Below are 21,042 nucleotides of genomic sequence, written 5' to 3' on the forward strand. Positions count from 1 at the left end.
ACGGGTTCATGACGGCCAGGAGGCCTCGCGGCCCCCGAACGTCACTCCCCAGATTCCAGCACGGCGATGCCGGGCAGGGTCTTGCCTTCCAAATATTCCAGCGACGCCCCGCCACCGGTGGAGATATGGCTGAAGCCGTCCTCGGGCAGGCCCAGGGTGCGCACGGCCGCGGCCGAGTCGCCGCCGCCGACGACGCTGAACGCGCCCTTGGCGGTCGCGGCGATGATCGCCTCGGCCACCCCGCGGGTGCCGGCGGCGAACGCCGGGAACTCGAACACGCCCATCGGCCCGTTCCAGAACACCGTCTTGGCGTTGGACAGCAACGCGGTGAACCGCTTGACCGACTCCGGACCGATGTCCAGGCCCATCTGGTCGGCCGGGATCTCGGTGGCGGCCACCGTGGTCGGCGGCGCGTCGGCGGCGAACTCCGGCGCCACCACGATGTCGACCGGCAGGTGGATGACGTCGCCGTACTCCTCGAGCAGGCGCGCGCAGGTTTCCACCATCTCCTCCTGCAGCAGCGAGGTTCCCACCGAAAGTCCTTGCGCGGCAAGGAAGGTGAAGCACATGCCACCGCCGATGATGAGGCTGTCGGCCTTGGTCGCGAGGTTCTCGATGACGGCCAGCTTGTCGGAGACCTTGGAGCCGCCGAGCACCACCGCGTACGGACGCCCGCCCCCGGAGGTCAGCTGTCGCAGCACCTCGACCTCGGCGGCGACCAGGGTGCCGGCGTAGTGCGGCAGCAGCTTGGCGACGTCGTAGACGGAGGCCTGCTCGCGGTGCACCACCCCGAACCCGTCGGAGACGAACGCCGCCTGCGGCCCACCCGGGGTGTCCACCAGTTCCACCAGCTCGGCGGCCAGCGCGGCCCGCTCACTGGGGTCCTTGCTGGTCTCGCGCGGGTCGAAGCGGATGTTCTCCAGCAGCAGGATGTCACCGTCGGTGAGGCCTTCGGCGCGGGCCAGGGCGTCGGTCCCGACGGTGTCGGAGGCCAGCGCCACGTGCCGGCCGAGCCGCTCCCCCAGTTCCTTGGCGACCGGGGCCAGCGAGAACTTGGGGTCCGGGGCGCCCTTGGGACGGCCCAGGTGCGCGGTCACCACCACCCGGGCGCCGCCCTCGCTCAGCGCCTTCAGCGTCGGCAGCGAGGCGATGATGCGGCCCGGGTCGGTGATGTTGCCGTCGTCGTCGAGCGGGACGTTGAAGTCGGAGCGCACCAACACGCCCCGACCGGCAACGCCCTCGGCGAGCAGGTCGTCGAGAGTCTGGATCGTCATCGCTACAGGGACTTGCCCACCAGCGCGATCAGGTCAACGAGGCGGTTGGAGTAGCCCCACTCGTTGTCGTACCAGGACACCGTCTTGGCCTGGTTGCCGATCACCTTGGTCAGGCCCGCGTCGAAGATCGAGCTGTGCGGGTCGGTGACGATGTCGCTGGACACGATGGGGGCGTCGTAGTACTTCAGGATGCCCTTCATCGGGCCGTCGGCGGCGGCCTTCATGGCGGCGTTGATCTCGTCGGCGGTGGCCGTCTTCTGCAGTTCGACGGTCAGGTCGGTGCAGGAGCCGGTGGGGATCGGCACCCGCAGCGCGTAGCCGTCCAGCTTGCCCTTGAGCTCCGGCAGCACCAGGCCGATGGCCTTGGCGGCGCCGGTGGAGGTCGGCACGATGTTCAGAGCGGCCGCGCGGGCGCGACGCAGGTCCTTGTGCGGGCCGTCCTGCAGGTTCTGGTCCTGGGTGTAGGCGTGCACGGTGGTCATCAAGCCCTGCACGATGCCGAACTCGTCGTTGAGGACCTTGGCGAACGGGCCGAGGCAGTTGGTGGTGCACGAGGCGTTGGAGATGATGTTCTGGCTGCCGTCGTACTTGTCGTCGTTGACGCCCATCACGATGGTGATGTCCTCGCCGCTGGCGGGCGCGGAGATGATGACCTTCTTGGCGCCGGCGTCCAGGTGGCCCTGGGCCTTCTCGCGCGCGGTGAAGATGCCGGTGGACTCGACGACGACGTCGACGCCCAGGTCGCCCCAGGGCAGCGCCGCCGGACCTTCCTTGACCGCCAGCGCCTTGATCTTGACGTCGCCGACGACGATGGTGTCGTCGCCTTCCAGGCTGACCTCATACGGCAGCCGGCCCAGGATGGAGTCGAACTTCAGCAGGTGCGCCAGCGCGGCGTTGTCGGTGAGGTCGTTGACGGCGACGATCTCGATGTCGGTGTTCTTGCCCTCGGCCTTCTGCGCGTCCAGGGCGCGGAAGAAGTTGCGTCCAATGCGGCCGAAGCCGTTCACGCCTACCCGAATGGTCACTGCTGTCTCCTCGTTGATCCGACATACCTTCGCCCGATTGGGCTCTACTGCTCGTCGGCCAGCCTAGTGCTCGGGGGTGGCCAGCGCGCGGGTTGGGATCGGAATTCACCAATCGTTTCCGGCCGGGGAGATTGCGCCCCGAAATTGGATCTGCCCGGGGCGCGCATTTCGCGCGCCCCGGGCAGTTATCGGGGGCGGACCGCCGGGGGGTAGTCGGTCCATGTGACAGCCTGCCAAAGCGGGCCCGTCGACCGATTGAATAATCTGGCTCGGCCGTGGAATATCCGTGCGCTCTTTAGGGCCGCGAGCGGTACTGGCCCGGGGTGGTCCCGACATGGGCGTTGAACACCCGCGTCATATGGCTCTGATCGGAGAAGCCGCACTGCGCGGCGACGTCGAGCAGCGGGACCCCGGTGCGCGCCAGCAATTTCTTGGCCCGCTCCACCCGCCGCGCGGTGACGAACCCGTGCGGGCTGGACCCGGTGGTGGCCCGGAACCGGCGTGCGAAATGGAACTTGCTCATCGCCACCGCGGCGGCCAGGTTCTCCAGCGTGATCGACTCCGACAGGTGCGACTCGATGTAGTCGGTGACGACCCGCTGCTGGGCGAAGCTCAGCCCGTCGGCGCCGGGATCCGCGCGGAACACCACCTCGGCGTGGTCCCGCAGGATCCGCACGCACAGCTCGACGGTCAGCGAGTCGACCAGCAGCTTGGCCCCCGGCCCGCCGGCGGACGCTTCCCGGGCGATGGCCAACGCCGTCCGGTAGATGCCGGGGTCCTCCAGCTTGAGCACGTCGCGCAGATCGATGTCGGTGACCTCGCGCTCATACATCTGGCGACAGGTGTCGGAGAGTTCGGCCTGGGTCAGGTAGACGTGCACGACGTCGATCTGCTCGGACCACACCCAATGCGATTCGGCGGCGCGGGTCAGCAGCGAGACGTCACCGGGCCGCATCGTCTCGCTGACCCAGTCCCCGTCCACGCGGCGGCGCATGGCGGTGCTGCCGCGGCGGTAGGCCACCACCAGGTAATCGCGCATGGCGGGGACGCAGACGTCGGAGTCTTGGTAGTGGTAGCCGCGCACCGACAGCCCCGCCTGCCAATCGTCGGGACTGCGCACGGTGAGCTGACCGGGCACCCAGGTGGGCAGCTGGTCCGGCAGGATCAGGCCGCTCATTGCCGAAATGCTAGTCCCCTGACGACCCCCACCGGCGAAAACGACGGCCCCCGGGACACGCCGACCTTATTCCTCGTCCGGGCGCGCCCCGGTGTCCCTGGCGCGGGTGCCCTCCACCCGGGAATCGGGCTCATAGGACGCCGGGTCCAGGGTGCCGCCCCGCTCCAGGATGTCGATCTCGGTTTCCTGGACCCGCAGCGGCGGGGCGGCGGCGAAGTCGTTCGGGTCGTCGGGGATGCCCGGCAGGAACACGTTGAAGAACAGGTTCAGCAGCACCGCCACCACGGCGGACGCGCAGATCCCGGAGTGGAAGATGGTGACGAACCAGTCCGGGAACTCGTGCCAGAAGTTCGGGGCGACGACGGGAATGAGGCCGAACCCGACGGACGCGGCGACCAGCACCAGGTTGTTGGTGCCGGTGTAGTTGACCTTCGACAGGGTGCGCACACCGCTGGCGGCGACGGTGCCGAACAGCACGATCCCGGCTCCGATGCCGGTCAGCGCGACCAGGCCGACGTTCTGCGCGAAGGCCGTGGCCGGGAAGGAGTTGAACACCGGCGCCACCGCGGAGGACAGCATGTCCGCGCGCAACCCGTCGGCGACCCGGCGGGAGTCCACCTCGGCGCCCACCACCTCGCCGACGGCCAACAGGTCGGCGGTGGTCTCCACCATGATCACCAGCATCACGATGACCATCGACAGGATCGCGCCGATCTCGAACAGCGGCATGCCGAACGCGAACGGCTGCGGAAGCGCCACCAGTCCCGCGTCGCCGACCCCGCTGAGGTCGACCTGGCCGGTGACCAGCCCGGCCACCGTGCCGATCACCAGGCCGAGCAGCACCGCCAGCCGGGACAGCACCTCGATCTTGCTCAGCACGATCACCACCAGGAAGGTGAACAACCCCAGCGCGATGCCGTCGAGCGCGCCGTAGTCCGGGTTCGGCACGGTGGCCTTACCCGCCTTGACGGTGGCCGGGCCGGTGATCCAGCCGGCGGCGACCGGCATCAGCGACAACCCGATCACGGTGATGATGGAGCCGGTGACCACCTCCGGGAAGAACCGCACCACCTTGGCGAAGAACGGGGTGATCAGCAGGCACAGCACCGCGGCGACGATGACGGCGCCGTAGACGTGCCGCAGCCCCTCCACCGGTGGCTCGCCCAGCTCGGCGGCGAACCGGGCGCTGCGGTACGCGCCGCCGATGGCGTCGGCGACGACGACGTCGGACACTCCGACCCGCACCCAGGTGTTCAGCACCGGAGCGATGCGCAGCAGCTGCCTGCGCAGTTCTGCGACCAGCTCATCGACGCGGGGCCGCCCGGGGATTAGCGCGACGACCCGGTCCTCGTCGAGGCCGACCACGGCGTCGGTGGCGCTCACCAACGCATCGCGCACCACCGGCCGCAGCGCGCCGCCAGCCTGCGACCGCACCACCAGCACGGCCCCGTCGCTCACCGACGTCCCGGCCAGCAGCGCGCCGACGGCGGCGTCGTCGGCCGCGTCGCGCGCGGAGGCGGTGTCGGAGTCGCGGGCCCGGATCAGCGCGGCCAGGATCTCGTCGATGCGGGCCTCCGACAGGGCCGGACTGACGGCGGCCACCCGTTTGCCGCCCGCGGTCAGCACCCAGCAGCGCACACCGGTGACGGCCACCACCCTGGCGAGCACATCGTCGAGCGCCCGGCCGGCGGCGACCGCGGTCAGCAGCTCACGGGAGCGCGCCAGACCGCGCCGCAACCGCCCCAGCTCGGCGATGGCGCGGTCGATCACCTCCTGGGTGATGTCGGCGAAGGACACGTCGGCGGGCACCGAGAACAGCGGCACCCGCCACCGCCGGCAGGCCGCGCGCAGATGCTCGGGGATCTCACCGAAATGGTCGACGCCCGCGCCGATGGCCAGCGCCCCACCCTCGGCGGCCGAGGCCACGAACGCCTCGGATTCCGCCGGCGTCCCGGTGTGGAAGATCAGCCCGGTCAGGATCAGCTCGCCCCCGCGCATATAACGGCGCGGCAGCGGCTGGTCGGTGCCGAACACCCGCTCCACCACGCGTTGCCCGGCGCCGCCGGGGTCCTCCAGAAGCGCGGGTCGGCGAGCAGGTCCGCCAGCTTCACCGCACTGCCTTTCGATCAGGGTTCATCCATGATCAGGCAGAACGCGGCTGAGCGCGCGGCGAGAGGGTCAGGCGGCTCGACGGTGCTGATGCCGCCGGGCCTCTTCCTCGCTCGTTCCTCGCTCGTCGAACCCGGCGGGTCAGGCGGTGCTGTCACGCCTGAGCTCTTCGCCGGCTCGTTCCTCGCCGGCTCGACTCAGGCGTCGTCGAGGAGATCGGGAGTGACGGCCGACTCGGTGTCGGGCAGCCCGTCCTGCTTGGCCTTGCGGTCGGCCATCGACAGCAGCCGGCGGATCCGCCCGGCCACCGCGTCCTTGGTCATCGGCGGATCGGCCAGCCGGCCCAGTTCCTCCAGCGAGGCCTGCCGGTGCTCGACCCGCAGCTTTCCGGCGGCGGCCAGATGATCCGGGACACCGCCGCCGAGGATCTCCAGGGCGCGCTCCACCCGCGCGGCGGCGGCCACCGCGGCCCGCGCCGACCGGCGCAGGTTGGCGTCGTCGAAGTTGGCCAGCCGGTTGGCGGTGGCCCTGACCTCGCGCCGCATCCGGCGTTCCTCCCAGGCCAGCCGGGTGTCCTGGGCGCCCATCCGGGTCAGCAGCGCGCCGATCGCCTCGCCGTCGCGGACCACCACCCGGTCGATGCCGCGGACCTCGCGGGCCTTGGCCGACACCCCGAGCCGGCGCGCCGCGCCGACCAACGCCAGCGCGGCCTCCGGGCCCGGACAGCTGACCTCCAGCGCCGAGGAACGGCCCGGCTCGGTCAGCGAGCCGTGCGCCAGGAAGGCGCCGCGCCAGGCGGCTTCGGCGTCGCCGACGCTGCCGCCGACCACCTGGGCCGGCAGCCCGCGGACGGGGCGGCCGCGCAGGTCCAGCAGGCCGGTCTGCCGGGCCAGCGCCTCGCCGTCCTTGGCGACGCGGACCACATACCGGGTGCTCTTGCGGATGCCGCTGGGCGAGAGCACATGCACCATGGCGTTGTAGCCGTACAGGTCGAAGATGTCCTTGCGCAGCCGGCGCGCGGTGCTGCCGAGGTCGACCTCGGCCTCCACCACAACCCGGCCGGCCACGATGTGCAGGCCGCCGGCGAACCGCAGCAGCGCGGCCACCTCGGCGCGCCGGGCGCTCACGGAGTTCACCACGAGCCGGCTCAGCTCATCCTTGACCTCGGCGGTCATCGCCACAGACTGTCACCTCTTCCCCATCCCTCGGCGGACGGTGCGCCGGGATCGGCATTCGTCGCCCCCCGCAACAGAACCCCCTGCAACGCCGACGCAAGCTTCGCCGGGTCATGTAATGGTGTACCAGGCCGGGAAACGTCGGCGAACACCACATCGGCCTGCAACCGCGCGGCCGCCCGCCGCAGCTGGTCGCGCTCCCGTTCGCCGGGCACCCGGGCCGGGTCCACGATGATGTCGTTGACGGTGATGTCCGGCGCGTGCTGCGCCAGCACGTGCAGATGCCGTTCGGCGCCGAAACCGGCGGTCTCCCCCGCCTCGTCGGCCAGATTCAGCACCAGCGCGCGCCGCGCCGAGGTGCTCTGCAACGCGGCCAGCAGGCCCGGCACCAGCACATGCGGGATGACGCTGGAGAACCACGATCCCGGCCCCAGCACCACCAGGTCGGCGGCGGCGATGGCGTCGACGGCCTGCGGGGTGGCCGGCGGGCGGCCGGGCAGCAGCCGGACCCGGCGGACCTGTCCCGGAGTGGTGGCCACCGCGACCTGTCCGCGGATCACCCGGCTCATCCGCGGATCCGATTCCAACCCGGTCACATCGGCCTCGATCTGCAGCCCGATCGGGCACATCGGCAGCACCCGGCCGCGCACCCCGAGGATCCGGCCGAGTTCGTCGAGCGCGGCGACCGGGTCGGCGAGCACCTCGTCGAGACCGGCCAGCAGCAGGTTGCCGATCGGGTGCCCGGCCAGCGCGCCGCTGCCGCCGAACCGGTGCTGGATGATGGTCGCCCACAGCCGGCCCTGCGGGCTGTCGGAGGCCAGCGCGGCCAGCGCCATCCGCAGGTCTCCGGGCGGCACGATGTCCAGTTCGCCGCGCAGCCGGCCGCTGGACCCGCCGTCGTCGGCGACGGTCACCACCGCGGTGACGTAAGCGGTCAGTCGTCGGGCCGCCGACAGGGTGGCGTACAGGCCGTGTCCACCGCCGAGCGCGACGATGCGGGGATTGGGATCCATCATTCGCGGCCCAGGTCCCGGTGCAGCACCCGCACCTGCAGCCCGTCGTCGTCGGCGAGCAGGGCGGCCAGCGCCTCCGCGGTCGCGACGCTGCGGTGTTTGCCGCCGGTGCAGCCGATCCCGACGGTCACGTATCGCTTGCCTTCGCGCCGGTAGCCGGCGACGACCAATCCGAGCAGATGTTCATAGGTGTCCAGGAAGTCCTGCGCGCCGGGCTGGCTGAGCACGTAGTCGCGCACCGCCGGGTGCTGCCCGGAGTGCGGGCGCAGGTCGTCGACCCAGTGCGGATTGGGCAGGAAGCGCACGTCGGCGATCATGTCGGCGTCCATCGGCAGGCCGTACTTGAAACCGAAGGACTCCACGGTGACGTTGGTGACGGCGACGTCCTCGGCGCCGAACGCCTCCTCCAGGGTGGAGCGCAGCGCGGGCACCGGCAGCGTGGAGGTGTCCACCACCAGGTCGGCGGCCGCGCGCACCGGGGACAACATCTGCCGTTCCGCGGCGATGCCCTCGGCCAGCGTCTGCCCGGCCTGCAGCGGGTGCGCGCGACGGTTGTTCTCGAACCGGCGGACCAGCACGTCGTCGGCCGCGTCCAGGAACAGCACCCGCGGGTGGATGCCGCGGTCGGCGAGCTCGCTGCGCACCGAGTCCAGGTCGCCGGTGAAGCCCTTGGAACGGGCGTCCATCACCACCGCCAGCCGGGTGATCCGGGAACCGGCGGCCAGCCCGAGGTCGACCATCCGGGCGATCAGTTCGGGCGGCAGATTGTCGGCGACGTACCAGTCGAGGTCCTCGAGCACCTTCGCGGCGGTGCCGCGACCGGCCCCGGACAGGCCGGTGACCAGGACGACGTCGATGGAGGTGTTCTCCGTCTGCTCAGTCATGGCGCCACCCCGTTCTCGGACGTCTGCGTCGGGGCGCCGCCCAGGGCGGTCAGCACCGCTGCCGCGGTCGCCGCCCCGATGCCCGGCACCGCGGTGATCTCCTCGACCGTAGCTTGTTTGAGCCGGGCCACCGACCCGAAGTGCGCGACCAGCGCGGCCCGGCGCCGCTCCCCCAGACCCGGCACCGCGTCGAGCACCGAGGCGGTCATCCGCTTGGACCGTTTGCTGCGGTGGAAGGCGATGGCGAACCGGTGCGCCTCGTCGCGAACCCGTTGCAGCAGGTACAGCCCTTCGCTGTTGCGCGGCATGATGATCGGGTCCTGGTCGCCGGGCGCCCAGACCTCCTCGAGCCGCTTGGCCAGCCCGACGACGGCGACGTCGGTGACGCCGAGTTCTCGCAGGACGGAGGCTGCGGCGTTGACCTGGGGCGCGCCGCCGTCGACGACGTACAGGTTCGGCGGATAGGCGAAACGTCGGGATTTGCCCTCCGCGCTGAACTCCTCGGTTCCGGCCTTGGGCGCGGTGTCGGCCTGGTGGCGGGCGAACCGGCGACGGGTCACCTCGGCGATGGAGGCGACGTCGTCGGAGCGGCCGTCGCCGGCGGCCTCCCGGATGGCGTAGTGCCGGTAGTCGGACTTGCGGGGCAGGCCGTCCTCGAACACCACCAGCGAGGCGACCACATCGGTGCCCTGCACGTGGCTGATGTCCACGCATTCGATCCGCAGCGGCGCGTCCGCCAGCCCGAGCGCGTCCTGGATGCTCTGCAGCGCGGCGGACCGGGCGTTGAAGTCACCGGCGCGACGCAGTTTGTGCTGGGCCAGCGCTTCGGCGGCATTGCGCGCGACGGTCTCGGCGAGCGCCTTCTTGTCGCCGCGCTGCGGCACCCGCAGCGCCACTCGGGACCCGCGCAGCCCGGACAACCAGTCGGCGAGCTCGTCGGCGTCCGGCGGCAGGCATGGCACGAGCACCTCGCGGGGCACCGGATTGGTGGACTCGTCGCCGCCGGCGTCGGCGGCGCCGCGCAGTTCGGCCTGGTCGCCGTAGAACTGGGTGAGGAATTGGCCGACCAGGCGCTGCTCGGGGGTGACGCCGTCATCCACCTCGGGCTCATTGGCCACCTCGACCACCCACCCCCGTTGGCCGCGCACCCGGCCGCCGCGCACGTGGAAGACCTGCACGGCGGCCTCCAGTTCGTCGGCGGCGAACGCGACGACGTCGGCGTCGGTGCCATCGCCCAGCACGACGGCCTGCTTCTCCATCGCCCGGCGCAGCGCGGACAGGTCGTCGCGCAGCCGCGCCGCCCGCTCGAAGTCCAGCCGCTCGGCGGCGTCGGTCATCTCCAGCTCGAGCTCCCGGGCGAAGCGGTCGGTCTTGCCGGACAGGAACTCGCAGAAGTCGTCGACGATCTCGCGGTGTTCCTCGGCGCTGACCCGGCCGACGCACGGCGCGGAGCACTTGTCGATGTAGCCGAGCAGGCACGGGCGGTCGATCTGGCGGTGCCGCTTGAACACCCCGTTGGAGCAGGTGCGGGCCGGGAACACCCGGGTCAGCAGGTCGACGGTCTCCCGGATGGCCCAGGCGTGCGAGTACGGGCCGAAATAGCGGACGCCCTTCTTGCGGGGGCCGCGGTAGACGAACAGCCGCGGGTACTCCTCGCCGACCGTGACGGCCAGCACCGGGTAGGACTTGTCGTCGCGGTAGCGGACGTTGAACCGCGGGTCGTACTCCTTGATCCAGTTGTATTCGAGCTGCAGCGCCTCGACCTCGGTGCTGACCACCGTCCACTCGACCTTGGCGGCGGTGGTCACCATCTGCCGGGTGCGTGGGTGCAGGTTGGACAGGTCGGCGAAGTAGGAGGTCAGCCGGCTGCGGAGGTTCTTGGCCTTGCCGACGTAGATGACCCGGCCGTGCGGATCCGAGAACCGGTACACGCCCGGCTCGACCGGGATGGAGCCCGGCGCCGGACGGTAACTGGCTGGATCGGGCACGGGGTCAACCTTACTGATTGGCCCCGACGGGTTCGACGAGCGAGGAAAGGGCTCTTCGGCATCAAACACCGACGGGTCCTCCTAATCACTCCGCCGCGCGACGCGAGTGACGGTGCGGCGGAAAATCGCCGAAGAATCGCCACCTGGTCACGCGGGCGGGGACCCTGAATCGAGGGATACGGACCTGCGAAGAAGCTCAGGCCCGGTGCTCGGCGACCAGGTCGCGCAGCCGGTCCATCGCGTCCACCGCGCGTTCCTTGTCCAGCGACTGGATCGCCAGCACCGGAACGTACTCGTCGCCGGGCATCTCGATCCGGGCCCAGCGCTTACCGGCCGGGAAGCTCACCCCGACCACCTGCGACCAGGGAATCACCTTCTCGAACAGCACATTGCGGACGGCCAACCCGGAGGGCCCGACACGCAGCCGGGGACGGGTCAGCAGCAGCACGATTCCGCCGACCACCACCCCCATGCCGACGAACGCCCACTGGTCCCAGCTGCGGAAATTGACCCCGGTCTCCTCCACGCGCAGCGATGCGGCGACAGCGACGTGCACCGCCAGGATCAGGACCGCGGCCAGCATCGCCAGCAGCGGCATCCGCTTCGGCCGAAACTCCGCCACCCAATCGGTGTCGTCGCCGGCGCGGGTCTTCATCGGGTTCCGCGCAGCTCGGCCAGCGTCAGGGCGGTGCTCAGCGCCGCGGCCGCGGCTTGGGCGCCCTTGTCCTCGGCCGAACCCGGCAACCCGGCCCGGTCCAGCGCCTGCGCCTCGGTGTCACAGGTCAGCACGCCGTTGGCCACCGGCGTCGACTCGTCGAGGGACACCCGGGTCAGCCCGGCGGTCACCGCGTCGCAGACGTAATCGAAATGCGGGGTGCCGCCGCGGATCACCACGCCGAGCGCGACGACCGCGTCGTGGCTGCGCGCCAGCTCCTGTGCGACGACGGGGATTTCGATGGCGCCCATCACCCGGGTCACGGTCGGTTCGGTCACGCCGACCCGGGTAGCGATGCGCAGGGCGCCGTCGAGCAACGCCGTGCAGATGGTGTCGTGCCAGGTGCTCGCGATGATCGCCAGCGAGATGCCCGAGGCGTCCAGCCCGTCGGGCAGTTCCGGAATGCCGTGCCCACTCATTTAGGACCCGCTCCCCTGGAAATCGTCGAGCCCGGTCAGCTCGTGGCCCATCCGGTCCCGCTTGGTGCGCAGATACCGGATGTTCTCGGCGTTGGCCCGCACCGGCAGCGGCACCCGCTCGGTGATGTGCAGGCCGTAACCGTCCAGCCCGACGCGCTTGGCCGGGTTGTTGGTCAGCAGCCGCATCGACCGCACGCCCAGGTCGACCAGGATCTGCGCGCCCGTGCCGTAGTCACGGGCGTCGGCGGGCAGCCCGAGTTCCAGGTTGGCGTCGACGGTGTCGCTGCCGGCGTCCTGCAGTTGGTAGGCCTGCAGCTTGTGCATCAGGCCGATGCCGCGGCCCTCGTGCCCGCGCATGTAGAGCACCACGCCGCGGCCCTCGCCGGCGACCATCTCGATGGCCGCGTCCAGCTGCGGCCCGCAGTCGCAGCGCTGGGAGCCGAACACGTCGCCGGTCAGGCACTCCGAGTGCACCCGCACCAGCACGTCCTCGCCGTCGCCGATGTCGCCGCGGACCAGCGCCACGTGCTCGACGTCCTCGTACTCGCTGGTGTAGCCGACCGCCCGGAACTCGCCGTGCCGGGTGGGGATGCGGGCCTCGGCGATCCGGGACACCATCCGCTCGTTCTTGCGCCGCCACTGGATCAGGTCGGCGATGGAGATCAGCGCCAGATCGTGCTCGTCGGCGAACACCCGCAGCTCGTCGGTCTGGGCCATGTGGCCCTCGTCCTTCTGGCTGACGATCTCGCAGATCGCGCCGGCCGGCTGCAGACCGGCCATCCGGGCCAGATCGACGGCGGCCTCGGTGTGCCCCGGCCGGCGCAGCACCCCGCCGTCCTTGGCGCGCAACGGCACCACGTGCCCGGGCTTGGTGAAGTCGTTGACCCCGGAGTCCGGGTCGGCCAGCAGTCGCATGGTGGTGGCGCGATCGGCGGCCGAGATACCGGTCCCGACACCGGCCTTGGCGTCCACCGTGACGGTGTAGGCGGTGCCGTGTTTGTCCTGGTTCACCGCGTACATCGGCAGCAGGCCGAGCCGGTCGCAGATCTCGCCGGCCAGCGGCACGCACAGATAGCCGGAGGTGTAGCGGACCATGAACGCCACCAGCTCCGGGGTGGCCTTCTCCGCGGCGAAGATCAGGTCGCCCTCGTTCTCGCGGTCCTCATCGTCGATGACGACGACGGCCTTGCCCGCCGCGATGTCGGCAACCGCCCGCTCGACGGTGTCCAGCCTCGTCATCTCATTCCGCCTTGCCGGTTCCAGCAAGGAACCCTCGAAGAATTAGGTGTCACCAGTATGAACCGCTAGGCGCCGCGGGCGGCCAGCAGCCTCTCCACATACTTGGCCAGCACGTCGACCTCCAGGTTGACCCGGGTCCCGACGGCGGCGCCGCCGAGGGTGGTGGCGGTCAGGGTGGTCGGGATCAGCGACACCTCGAACCAGTCGCCGTCGTCGTCGCGGCCCAGCCCGGACACCGTCAGCGACACCCCGTCCACGGTGATCGAGCCCTTTTCCACCAGATACCGGGCCAGCTGGGCGGGCAACGCGAACCGCACCACCTCCCAGTGCTCGGACGGGCTCCGTGAGATGACCGCGCCGACGCCGTCGACGTGGCCCTGCACGATGTGCCCGCCGAGCCGGCTGTTCACCGCCGCGGCGCGCTCCAGGTTCACCGGCGAGCCGGTCCGCAGCTGCCCGAGCGAGGACCGGTTCAGCGTCTCGGCCATCACGTCGGCGGAGAAGCCGCCGTCGGGCAGCACCTCGACGACCGTCAGGCACACGCCGTTGACGGCGATCGAGTCGCCGTGACCGGCGTCCGAGGTGACCACGGGTCCCCGAATCACCAGCCGGGCGGCGTCGCCCAACTCCTGGGTGTCGACGACCTCGCCGAGTTCTTCCACAATCCCGGTGAACACGCCCACACACTAACTGCCGTCGGACGCAGATGGTTTGGCCGACTAACATGGCGGCCATGCTCACGCTGCGACGCACGTCCACCTGGAAGTCCACCATCGCCGCCGCCGGCGCGGCCGCCGTCGTTCTGGCCGGCTGTTCGTCCGGCGGATCCGGCAACGAGGCGCTGCCCGACGCTGCCGAACTGCTGACCGCCTCCCAGGCCAGCACCGCCAAACTCACCAGCGCGCATCTGGAGATCACCGTCGAGGGCAAGATCACCGGGATGCCGATCAAGTCCGTCGTCGGCGACCTGACCAATGAGCCGGCCAGCGCCGCCAAGGGCAACGCCACCATCACCATGGGCGGCAGCACCGTCGAGGCGCCCTTCATCGTGGCCGACGGCATCCTCTACGCCGCGCTGACCGAGGGCGGCAGCTACTCCGACTGGGGCCCCGCCGAGAAGATCTACGACCCGTCGGTGATCCTCGATCCGAACAACGGCCTGGCCAACATGCTGGCCAACTTCACCGGCGCGACCTCCGAGGCGACCGAGAAGGTCGGCGACACCGAGACCGTGCGGGTGACCGGCGAGACCAGCGCCGAAGCCGTCAACAAGCTGCTGCCGCAGCTCAAGGCCGACAAGCCGGTCAAGAGCACCGCCTGGATCGCCAAGGACGACGACCACAAGCTGGTGAAGGCCCGGATCTCGCCGTCGGATGACACCTACATCGACATGACCCTGTCGGCGTGGAACGCGCCGGTGACGATCACCAAGCCCGAAGTCTGATGCGTTCTGCGACCAGCCGCAATGTCGCGATAACCGCGGGCGGTCTGGCGGTTCTGCTCGGGGCCATCGACACCTATGTCGTGGTCACGATCATGGAAGACATCATGGGCGATGTCGGCATCCCGCTGAACAAGATTCAGCAGGTCACGCCGATCATCACCGGCTACATGCTGGCCTATGTCGCCGCCATGCCGCTGTTGGGGCGCACCTCGGACCGGTTCGGCCGCAAGCCCGTGCTGCAGCTGGGTCTGGCCGCCTTCGCCATCGGATCGGTCATCACCGCGATGGCCGGCGACCTGAACACCCTGGTGATCGGGCGGGTGGTGCTCGGCGCCGCGGCCGGCGCGCTGCTTCCCGTGACCCTGGCGCTGGCCGCCGACCTGTGGGACGCCCGCGACCGCACCAAGATCCTGGGCGGCGTCGGCGCCGCCCAGGAACTGGGCAGCGTGTTGGGCCCGGTGTGGGGCATCGTCGTGGTCAGCGTGTTCAACACCTGGCGTGACGTGTTCTGGATCAACCTGCCGCTGACCGCGGCGGCGATGATCATGATCCACTTCAGCCTGCCCGGCCACGACCGATCGACCACCAAGCACGAGAAGGTCGACGTGGTCGGCGGGGTGCTGCTGGCCGTCGCGCTCGGGCTGGCGGTCATCGGGCTGTACAACCCCTCGCCCGACGGCAGGCAGGTGCTGCCCGCCGGTGGCATGTGGCTGCTGATCGCCGCGGCCGCGTTCGGCGTCGGGTTCTTCGTCTGGGAGTACTTCACCAAGACCCGGCTGATCGACCCGGCCGGGATGCTGATGGGCCCGTTCCTGGCCTCGCTGGCCGCCTCGGCGTGCACCGGCGCGGCGCTGATGGTGACGCTGGTCAACATCGAGCTGTTCGGCCGCGGCGTGTTGGGCGCGTCGCAGACCGAGGCCGCGCTGCACCTGCTGTGGTTCCTGGTGGCGCTGCCGATCGGCGCGATCGCCGGCGGGTTCGCCGCGGGTCGCTTCGGCGACCGGGTGATCGTCGTCCCGGGCATGCTGCTCGCGGCGTTCGGCTACTGGCTGATCTCGCACTGGGACACCGAGGTGATGTCCCGCACGCACAACCTGGGCTTCGTGGAACTTCCGATCTTCGAGACCGACCTGGCCATCGCGGGTCTGGGGCTCGGGCTGGTGATCGCCCCGCTGACCTCGGCGGCGCTGCGGGTGACGCCGTCCTCGCAGCACGGCATCGCCTCCTCGCTGGTGGTGGTGTCCCGGATGATCGGCATGCTGGTCGGGGTGGCGGCGCTATCCGCCTGGGGCCTGTACCGGTTCAACCAGCTGCTGCGCGAGCTGCCGCCGGCCGTCGGCGACACGCTGCCGGAGAAGCTGGCCGCCGAGGGCGCGCGGGCGCAGACCGCGTTCGCGATGCAGTACGGCGAGATGTTCTTCATCACCGCGATCGTCTGCGTGGTCGGCGCGGTGGTCGGGCTGTTCATCGCCGGGCGGAATGTCGATGTCGAGGCCGCCGAGCGACGATCGAGCGACGAGGCGCCAGCCGAGTCGCGATGAGGAGCTCGGCCGCCGGTTTCTGCACGTGATCCTTCCTCGAGTGGCCGGTTTCTGCACACGTAGGCCCCCGAGCGGCCGGATAGAGCACGAGCGTCCGATGGCGTCCGCTTTTGCGGGAGCTGTGCTGGGCTTTTGCGCACATCGTTGGCCGCTCGTGCTCTATCGGGCCGCTCGGGGCCCTGATGGACGAAACACACACGCAACCGCGAACTTCGCGGCATCGCGGTAGCGCCCCTCTGCGCACGCGCGCGGAAACTGCTGCGCGGCAAGCACATCCAGTGGCAATCAAGCGCCGGAAGCGGCCGCGTTCCAGGGCCACGACGTAGGCCACCTCTAAGCCGCCGATTAGGTTAGCCTTTCCTGATTCCCAGGAATGCCGCTTGATTGGAGCCCGCATGCTCGACACCGAGACCCGGTTCCCGTGGGCCCGCCATGCCGGTCAACCCGGCGGGCTCGGCCGGATCATCCGGCGACGGTGTATCCGTCGGCTCCTCGGGCGTCATCACTGCGGAACGCCGAACCGAGCTGATGGATCACCACGGGAACGTCCCACTTCGGGTCGTGCGGCATGTACAGACCCAGCAGGTGCCCCTCGCCCGCGGCCTCCGCGTATGCCAGGTCCTGGTACACGGCGTAGTCGCTGGTCATCACCGGGTCGGGCAATGGCGGCGAGCTGCGCTGCGGTTTCTCGGCGGCGCACCCGGACGTCGTCGCTCCGACCCCGGCGATCAACGCCAATCGGGTGCCCAGGAAGAACCGTCGGCTCAATTGGTCGGCCATGCCCTCACCTTCCCGGCGTGGTGATCTGTCCCCGCGCCGACCAACTGTGTTAGGTAAGCCTATACAAAGTATGGCCGGTGGGGTTCACTCCGGGACGAGGCTGACCAACAGATCGGGGCCGACGCGCTCGGTCAGGTCGAAGCGCCAGCGCGGCGCCTCGGCGATGGTGTTCACGCCGACCGAGTCCAGCACGGTGATCGGCCCGCCGATCAGCATCGGGGCCAGATAGCCGAGAATCCGGTCGATCAGCCCGGCGCGCAGGAACGCGCCCGCCAGCGTGGGCCCGCCCTCCAGGATCACGTCGGTGCGGTCGCCGAGAGCCCGGATCACCTCGGCCGGATCGTGGGTGCGGATCACCATGGTGGAGGCGTCCTCGTTGAGCACCCGGGCGTCGCTGGGAATCTCGCGGCGCCCCACCACCACCCGCAGTGGCTGACGGGCCACCTCGGTCCCGTCGGCCGGGCGGGCGGTGAGCGTCGGGTCGTCGGCGAACACCGTTCCGGTGCCAACGATGACAGCTTCGGCGGCCACCCGGCGACGATGCACGTCGGCGCGGGACGCCGGGCTGGTGATCCATTTCGAGGTGCCGTCCGCGGCGGCGCTGCGGCCGTCGACACTGGCGGCGAACTTCCAGGTGACGTGCGGTCGTCCGGTGCGCTGGCGGTGCAGCCACTCGCGCAGCGGGCCGCCGGCGACCTCGTCGGCCAGCACGCCGGCGCCCACTTGCACCCCGGCGGCGCGCAGCGCCTCCGCTCCCCCGGCGGCTTCCGGGTTGGGGTCGGCCACGGCGTACACGACGCTGGCGATCCCGGCGTCCAGCAGCGCGCTGACGCACGGCGGGGTGCGGCCGTGGTGGTTGCAGGGCTCCAGGGTGACCACCGCGACGCCGCCCTTGGCGAGGGTGCCGGCCCGGCGCAGCGCGACGATCTCGGCGTGCGCGCCGCCCACCGGCTGGGTGGCGCCGACGCCGGCGATCTGCCCGCCGGCGTCCAGGATGACCGCGCCGACCGGCGGGTTCGGGTAGGTGCTGCCCTTGACCTTCTCCGATTGGGCGATCGCCGCCCGCATCGCGGCTTCCAGGGTCAGCTGGTCGATCACGAGAACTACAGCGCCAGGTGCGGCGAGGCGGAGGCCGCCTGGCCGCGGAGTTTGACGATCGCGTCGGCGGGGTCGGCGGCGCTGTAGACCGCCGACCCGGCGACGAAGCAGTCCACCCCGGCCTCGGCGGCCGCCTCGATGGTGTCGGCGTTGATGCCGCCGTCGATCTCCACCAGGATGTTCAGCTCACCGGAGTCCACCAGCTTGCGGGCGGTGACGACCTTGGACAGCACCTCGGGGATGAACTTCTGGCCACCGAAGCCCGGCTCCACGCTCATGATCAGCAGGGTGTCGAAGTCGCGCAGGATCTCCAGGTACGGCTCCAGCGCGGTGTTCGGCTTGATCGCCAGGCCGGCCTTGCCGCCGGCCGCGCGGATGTCCCGGGCGACGGCGACCGGGTCGTCGGCGGCCTCGACGTGGAAGGTGACATTGTGCGCCCCGGCCTCGGCGTAACCCGGGGCCCAGCGGCCCGGGTCGGTGATCATCAGGTGGCAGTCCATCGGCACCTTCGCCACCTTGAGCAGGCTGTCCACCACCACCGGGCCCATGGTGAGGTTCGGCACGAAGTGGTTGTCCATCACGTCGACGTGCAGCCAGTCGGCGTTGTCGACGGCGGCGACCTCCTCGGCGAGCCGGGCGAAGTCCGCGGTGAGGATCGACGGGGCGATCATGGGCTGGGCTGGGGTGCGTGACACGCCGATCAGATTACTTGGGGCGCTACGGGCTCATCTCGTAGGCGTTCGCCAATGCGCGGACGGCCCGCACCACGCGCTCGAACCGTTGCCGGTCGCCGACGGGCTCGGCGATCAGAGTCAGCGCGAGCTTCTTCTGCGCGGGGGTGGCGGTGGGTTTGCAGTGCAGCGTGGTGGCGTGGCGGGAGAAGTCGGTCACCAGCACCTCGAACAGCTGGTCCAGCACATCAGTGTCGGTGTCGGCCAGCGCGGCCTGCTCGAGGATCAACTGCGCGTAGGGCAGCAGCGTGAACAGCTCGCCGATGCAGAACAGGAAGTCGACATCCTGCTGCTGCTCGGGGGTCGGCGCGGCGGCGGCCAGCAGTGTCTGGAACCCGTCGGCCTGCTCGAGGAAGACCGCCACATTGGGGACGTGGGCGAAGCGCTGCAGCGCTGATCGCCAGTCGCCGAAGACGATCTTGGACAGACCCCGGCTCGGTCCCTGCTCGAAGAGGAAGTCGTCGTTGCCGAAGTCTCGTCGGCGCGGGATCTCCGGCGCGGTGCGCTGCAGCGCCGACGGAGCGAACGGCAGCCGGGCCAGCCGCGGAACCGCCGCAGTGCCGACCGAGCGCAGCCCCCCGGCCACCGTCCGGACGGCGCCGGCGGGCACGTGCGCCACGGGCAGCGAGGACAGCGCGATGAGCCCGGCATCGGCGGGCCCGAACATGTAATTGGGCATGAACTTCAGCGACAACGCCATATTGACGTGCACCGTGCCCTCCAACCGAGGCAGGCCCACCGCGCCGAGCATCGCCATGGTGAAGAACGTGTCGCTCTCGAATCCGCGCGCCGCGATGATGTCCGACAGCGTGGTGATCACCGTCTCGCCCTGCCGAGTGACCGTCATCTTCTCGATCGCGTTGAACAGCAGATAACGGCGGTCCTCGGCGGAGGCCGAACGCAGGTAGTCGATGGCGCGCTGGCTGTAGAGCGACATCCCGGCCAAGCGGGCGTAGCACTCGGCGAACATGGTCCGGATCTGCGGGAACTCCGTGACCCGCTGGCCGAACAACACCCGGTTCTCGGCGTGGGTGACGGCCTCGTAGAGGGCGTGCTCGCAGTTGCCGACGGCGCCGAAACCGAGGTTGAACTTGCCGATGTTCACGGTGTTGATGGCCGCGTGGAACGCTTCCTTGCCGGTGTGCAGGATGTCCTCGTCAGCGACCGGGTAGTCCTCCAGATCGAACGCCGCGACGTACATCTGCGCGTCGACCACCTTCTTGCGCAGTTTGTAGTTCGGATGCTGGCTGTCGGCGGCGAAGAACAGGTACCCCTCGAAGTCCTCGTCGGGCTTGCCACCGTCCAGAGCCGTCGCGCTGTCCAGGATCGGCTTGTCCGAGCGCCTGCCGAAGGTCGAGACCATCCGGGCGAGATTGCCGTTGCCGATGTAGTACTTGCCGCCGGTGGCGCGATAGCCGTCGCCGTCCGGTGTGACGACCATGTCCGTGGAGTACACGTCGGCGCCGTGGTCCTGCTCCGACAGGCCGAAGGCGAAGATTTCGCCGGCTTCCAGGAGTTGCGCCGCGCGCTTTCGGGCCGCGGTGTTCCCGGACTGCCAGATCGGCCCCAGGCCCAAAATGGTGACCTGCCAGACGTACCAGTACTGCATTCCGTAGAACCCGAGGATCTCGCTGTACTTGGCGTTGCGAGCGGTGTCCCAGCGCTTGTCGGGGTCTCCGTCCGCTTCCGACGCCGGAGTGAGGAATGTCGCGAAAACGCGCTTCTTCTTGAGGAATTCGACGAACTCCGCGTACCACACCCGGTCCCGGTCCTGCTGCTTGAGCCAGGCCTTCCCGTGGTCTTCGAAGAACGCGATGGTGGCGAGGAAGATGTCGCGGGTGCGTTCGTCGAACTCGGCGAAATCCGGCGTGTGCGGGTTGAGGAACAGCGTCATAGTCGATGGATACTACGAGGCCCCGCTCGGACCGGAAGCCGCAGTGCTGCGCCACGCGGGTTACCCGCGGTGGGCGCCGGTAACGATCCTGCCCGAGCGCGCGATCATGGGGAGCGCTGACCGCGAGCGCCGTGCTGGCTTTCGCTCCCCCGGCCTCGGCGGACCCGGACCCGTTCATCCCGAACGCCGACGCGGGTTGGTGCCCCGGCGGGCAGTTCCAGTCACCGATCTCCGGCGGCAGCCGCTACTGCCTGGGCCAGAGCTTCCCCGACGGATCGTTCTACGCCCAGCAGTGGGGCGGCAACTCCAATCCGCTCGCGCCCGGCGGCTGGATGAACTTCGCCTCGTGCAGCGCCATGGTCGAGGGCCAGGTTCAGGGCGGCCTGCCCTACGGCGGGGTCCCGGAGTGCGGCGGCGGACCGAGCTCGGTCGACCTATGAGCTGAGCCTGTGTTTGGGTAGGCTAATCTAATCAACGGACCGGTTCGCCGGCCCGCACTCAACGACGAGATTCCCACAGCAGAACCGCTGGTGGCG

Annotated in this window: 19 protein-coding genes; 3 read left to right on the forward strand and 16 right to left on the reverse strand. The window is 70.2% G+C overall.

Features of this window, described 5'->3' with window-relative positions:
* Positions 1 to 41 precede the first annotated feature (41 nt).
* The 12 genes from L2Z93_RS10835 to L2Z93_RS10890 all read right to left on the reverse strand — a co-directional run bounded on the left by L2Z93_RS10835 (position 42) and on the right by L2Z93_RS10890 (position 13,695).
* Positions 42 to 1,274 (reverse strand): phosphoglycerate kinase, encoded by a 1,233-nt coding sequence (locus L2Z93_RS10835; RefSeq protein ID WP_090585162.1) that lies wholly within the window; start codon positions 1,272 to 1,274, stop codon positions 42 to 44.
* Positions 1,275 to 1,276: 2 nt separating this feature from the next.
* On the reverse strand, positions 1,277 to 2,299 hold the full coding sequence (gene gap / locus L2Z93_RS10840) for a type I glyceraldehyde-3-phosphate dehydrogenase (protein ID WP_090585163.1): 1,023 nt from the start codon (positions 2,297 to 2,299) through the stop codon (positions 1,277 to 1,279).
* A 295-nt stretch (positions 2,300 to 2,594) separates the two neighbouring features.
* Positions 2,595 to 3,476, reverse strand: a complete 882-nt coding sequence (locus L2Z93_RS10845; protein WP_090585165.1) for a helix-turn-helix domain-containing protein — start codon at positions 3,474 to 3,476, stop codon at positions 2,595 to 2,597.
* A 66-nt stretch (positions 3,477 to 3,542) separates the two neighbouring features.
* Positions 3,543 to 5,522: a solute carrier family 23 protein gene (locus L2Z93_RS10850; protein WP_090585167.1), complete on the reverse strand. Its 1,980-nt coding sequence runs from the start codon at positions 5,520 to 5,522 to the stop codon at positions 3,543 to 3,545.
* Between the two features lie 260 nt (positions 5,523 to 5,782).
* Positions 5,783 to 6,760: a DNA-binding protein WhiA gene (gene whiA / locus L2Z93_RS10855; protein WP_090585215.1), complete on the reverse strand. Its 978-nt coding sequence runs from the start codon at positions 6,758 to 6,760 to the stop codon at positions 5,783 to 5,785.
* A complete protein-coding gene (locus tag L2Z93_RS10860) occupies positions 6,757 to 7,773 on the reverse strand; it encodes a gluconeogenesis factor YvcK family protein (protein WP_090585169.1) in 1,017 nt (338 codons plus the stop codon). Before L2Z93_RS10860 ends, whiA begins: the two co-directional genes overlap by 4 nt.
* Positions 7,773 to 8,657, reverse strand: a complete 885-nt coding sequence (gene rapZ / locus L2Z93_RS10865) for an RNase adapter RapZ (RefSeq protein WP_090585172.1) — start codon at positions 8,655 to 8,657, stop codon at positions 7,773 to 7,775. Before rapZ ends, L2Z93_RS10860 begins: the two co-directional genes overlap by 1 nt.
* The gene (uvrC, locus tag L2Z93_RS10870; protein ID WP_090585174.1) at positions 8,654 to 10,645 is read right to left on the reverse strand and encodes an excinuclease ABC subunit UvrC; all 1,992 of its coding nucleotides are present in this window, start codon (positions 10,643 to 10,645) and stop codon (positions 8,654 to 8,656) included. Before uvrC ends, rapZ begins: the two co-directional genes overlap by 4 nt.
* Before the next feature lie 196 nt (positions 10,646 to 10,841).
* The gene (locus L2Z93_RS10875; RefSeq protein ID WP_090585176.1) at positions 10,842 to 11,300 is read right to left on the reverse strand and encodes a PH domain-containing protein; all 459 of its coding nucleotides are present in this window, start codon (positions 11,298 to 11,300) and stop codon (positions 10,842 to 10,844) included.
* The gene (gene ribH, locus L2Z93_RS10880; protein ID WP_090585178.1) at positions 11,297 to 11,779 is read right to left on the reverse strand and encodes a 6,7-dimethyl-8-ribityllumazine synthase; all 483 of its coding nucleotides are present in this window, start codon (positions 11,777 to 11,779) and stop codon (positions 11,297 to 11,299) included. Before ribH ends, L2Z93_RS10875 begins: the two co-directional genes overlap by 4 nt.
* Complete coding sequence (locus tag L2Z93_RS10885) at positions 11,780 to 13,018, reverse strand: bifunctional 3,4-dihydroxy-2-butanone-4-phosphate synthase/GTP cyclohydrolase II (RefSeq protein WP_090585180.1); 1,239 nt, start codon at positions 13,016 to 13,018, stop codon at positions 11,780 to 11,782.
* A 65-nt stretch (positions 13,019 to 13,083) separates the two neighbouring features.
* Entirely contained in the window at positions 13,084 to 13,695 is a 612-nt protein-coding gene (locus L2Z93_RS10890) for a riboflavin synthase (protein WP_090585217.1), read from the reverse strand.
* 56 nt (positions 13,696 to 13,751) lie between these two features.
* On the opposite strand from L2Z93_RS10890, the gene L2Z93_RS10895 reads away from it, so the two are divergent.
* Together L2Z93_RS10895 and L2Z93_RS10900 are read left to right on the forward strand one after the other, a co-directional pair.
* Positions 13,752 to 14,462: an LppX_LprAFG lipoprotein gene (locus tag L2Z93_RS10895; RefSeq protein WP_090585218.1), complete on the forward strand. Its 711-nt coding sequence runs from the start codon at positions 13,752 to 13,754 to the stop codon at positions 14,460 to 14,462.
* Positions 14,462 to 16,003 carry an MFS transporter gene (locus tag L2Z93_RS10900; RefSeq protein ID WP_090585182.1) on the forward strand — a complete coding sequence of 514 codons (1,542 nt, stop codon included), beginning with the start codon at positions 14,462 to 14,464 and terminating at the stop codon, positions 16,001 to 16,003. Before L2Z93_RS10895 ends, L2Z93_RS10900 begins: the two co-directional genes overlap by 1 nt.
* A 462-nt stretch (positions 16,004 to 16,465) precedes the next feature.
* On the opposite strand, the gene L2Z93_RS10905 is transcribed toward L2Z93_RS10900, so the two are convergent.
* The 4 genes from L2Z93_RS10905 to L2Z93_RS10920 all read right to left on the reverse strand — a co-directional run bounded on the left by L2Z93_RS10905 (position 16,466) and on the right by L2Z93_RS10920 (position 20,506).
* The gene (locus L2Z93_RS10905) at positions 16,466 to 16,783 is read right to left on the reverse strand and encodes a hypothetical protein (protein ID WP_090585184.1); all 318 of its coding nucleotides are present in this window, start codon (positions 16,781 to 16,783) and stop codon (positions 16,466 to 16,468) included.
* Between the two features lie 84 nt (positions 16,784 to 16,867).
* Positions 16,868 to 17,851, reverse strand: coding sequence for a bifunctional diaminohydroxyphosphoribosylaminopyrimidine deaminase/5-amino-6-(5-phosphoribosylamino)uracil reductase RibD (gene ribD, locus L2Z93_RS10910; RefSeq protein WP_090585220.1), 984 nt, complete (start codon positions 17,849 to 17,851; stop codon positions 16,868 to 16,870).
* 35 nt (positions 17,852 to 17,886) lie between these two features.
* On the reverse strand, positions 17,887 to 18,552 hold the full coding sequence (gene rpe, locus L2Z93_RS10915) for a ribulose-phosphate 3-epimerase (RefSeq protein WP_090585186.1): 666 nt from the start codon (positions 18,550 to 18,552) through the stop codon (positions 17,887 to 17,889).
* 46 nt (positions 18,553 to 18,598) lie between these two features.
* Positions 18,599 to 20,506, reverse strand: a complete 1,908-nt coding sequence (locus L2Z93_RS10920) for an acyl-CoA dehydrogenase family protein (protein WP_090585188.1) — start codon at positions 20,504 to 20,506, stop codon at positions 18,599 to 18,601.
* A 131-nt stretch (positions 20,507 to 20,637) separates the two neighbouring features.
* On the opposite strand from L2Z93_RS10920, the gene L2Z93_RS10925 reads away from it, so the two are divergent.
* The gene (locus L2Z93_RS10925; protein ID WP_090585190.1) at positions 20,638 to 20,946 is read left to right on the forward strand and encodes a hypothetical protein; all 309 of its coding nucleotides are present in this window, start codon (positions 20,638 to 20,640) and stop codon (positions 20,944 to 20,946) included.
* Positions 20,947 to 21,042 lie beyond the last annotated feature (96 nt).

The sequence above is a fragment of the Mycolicibacterium brumae genome, from assembly GCF_025215495.1.
Lineage (GTDB): Bacteria > Actinomycetota > Actinomycetes > Mycobacteriales > Mycobacteriaceae > Mycobacterium > Mycobacterium brumae.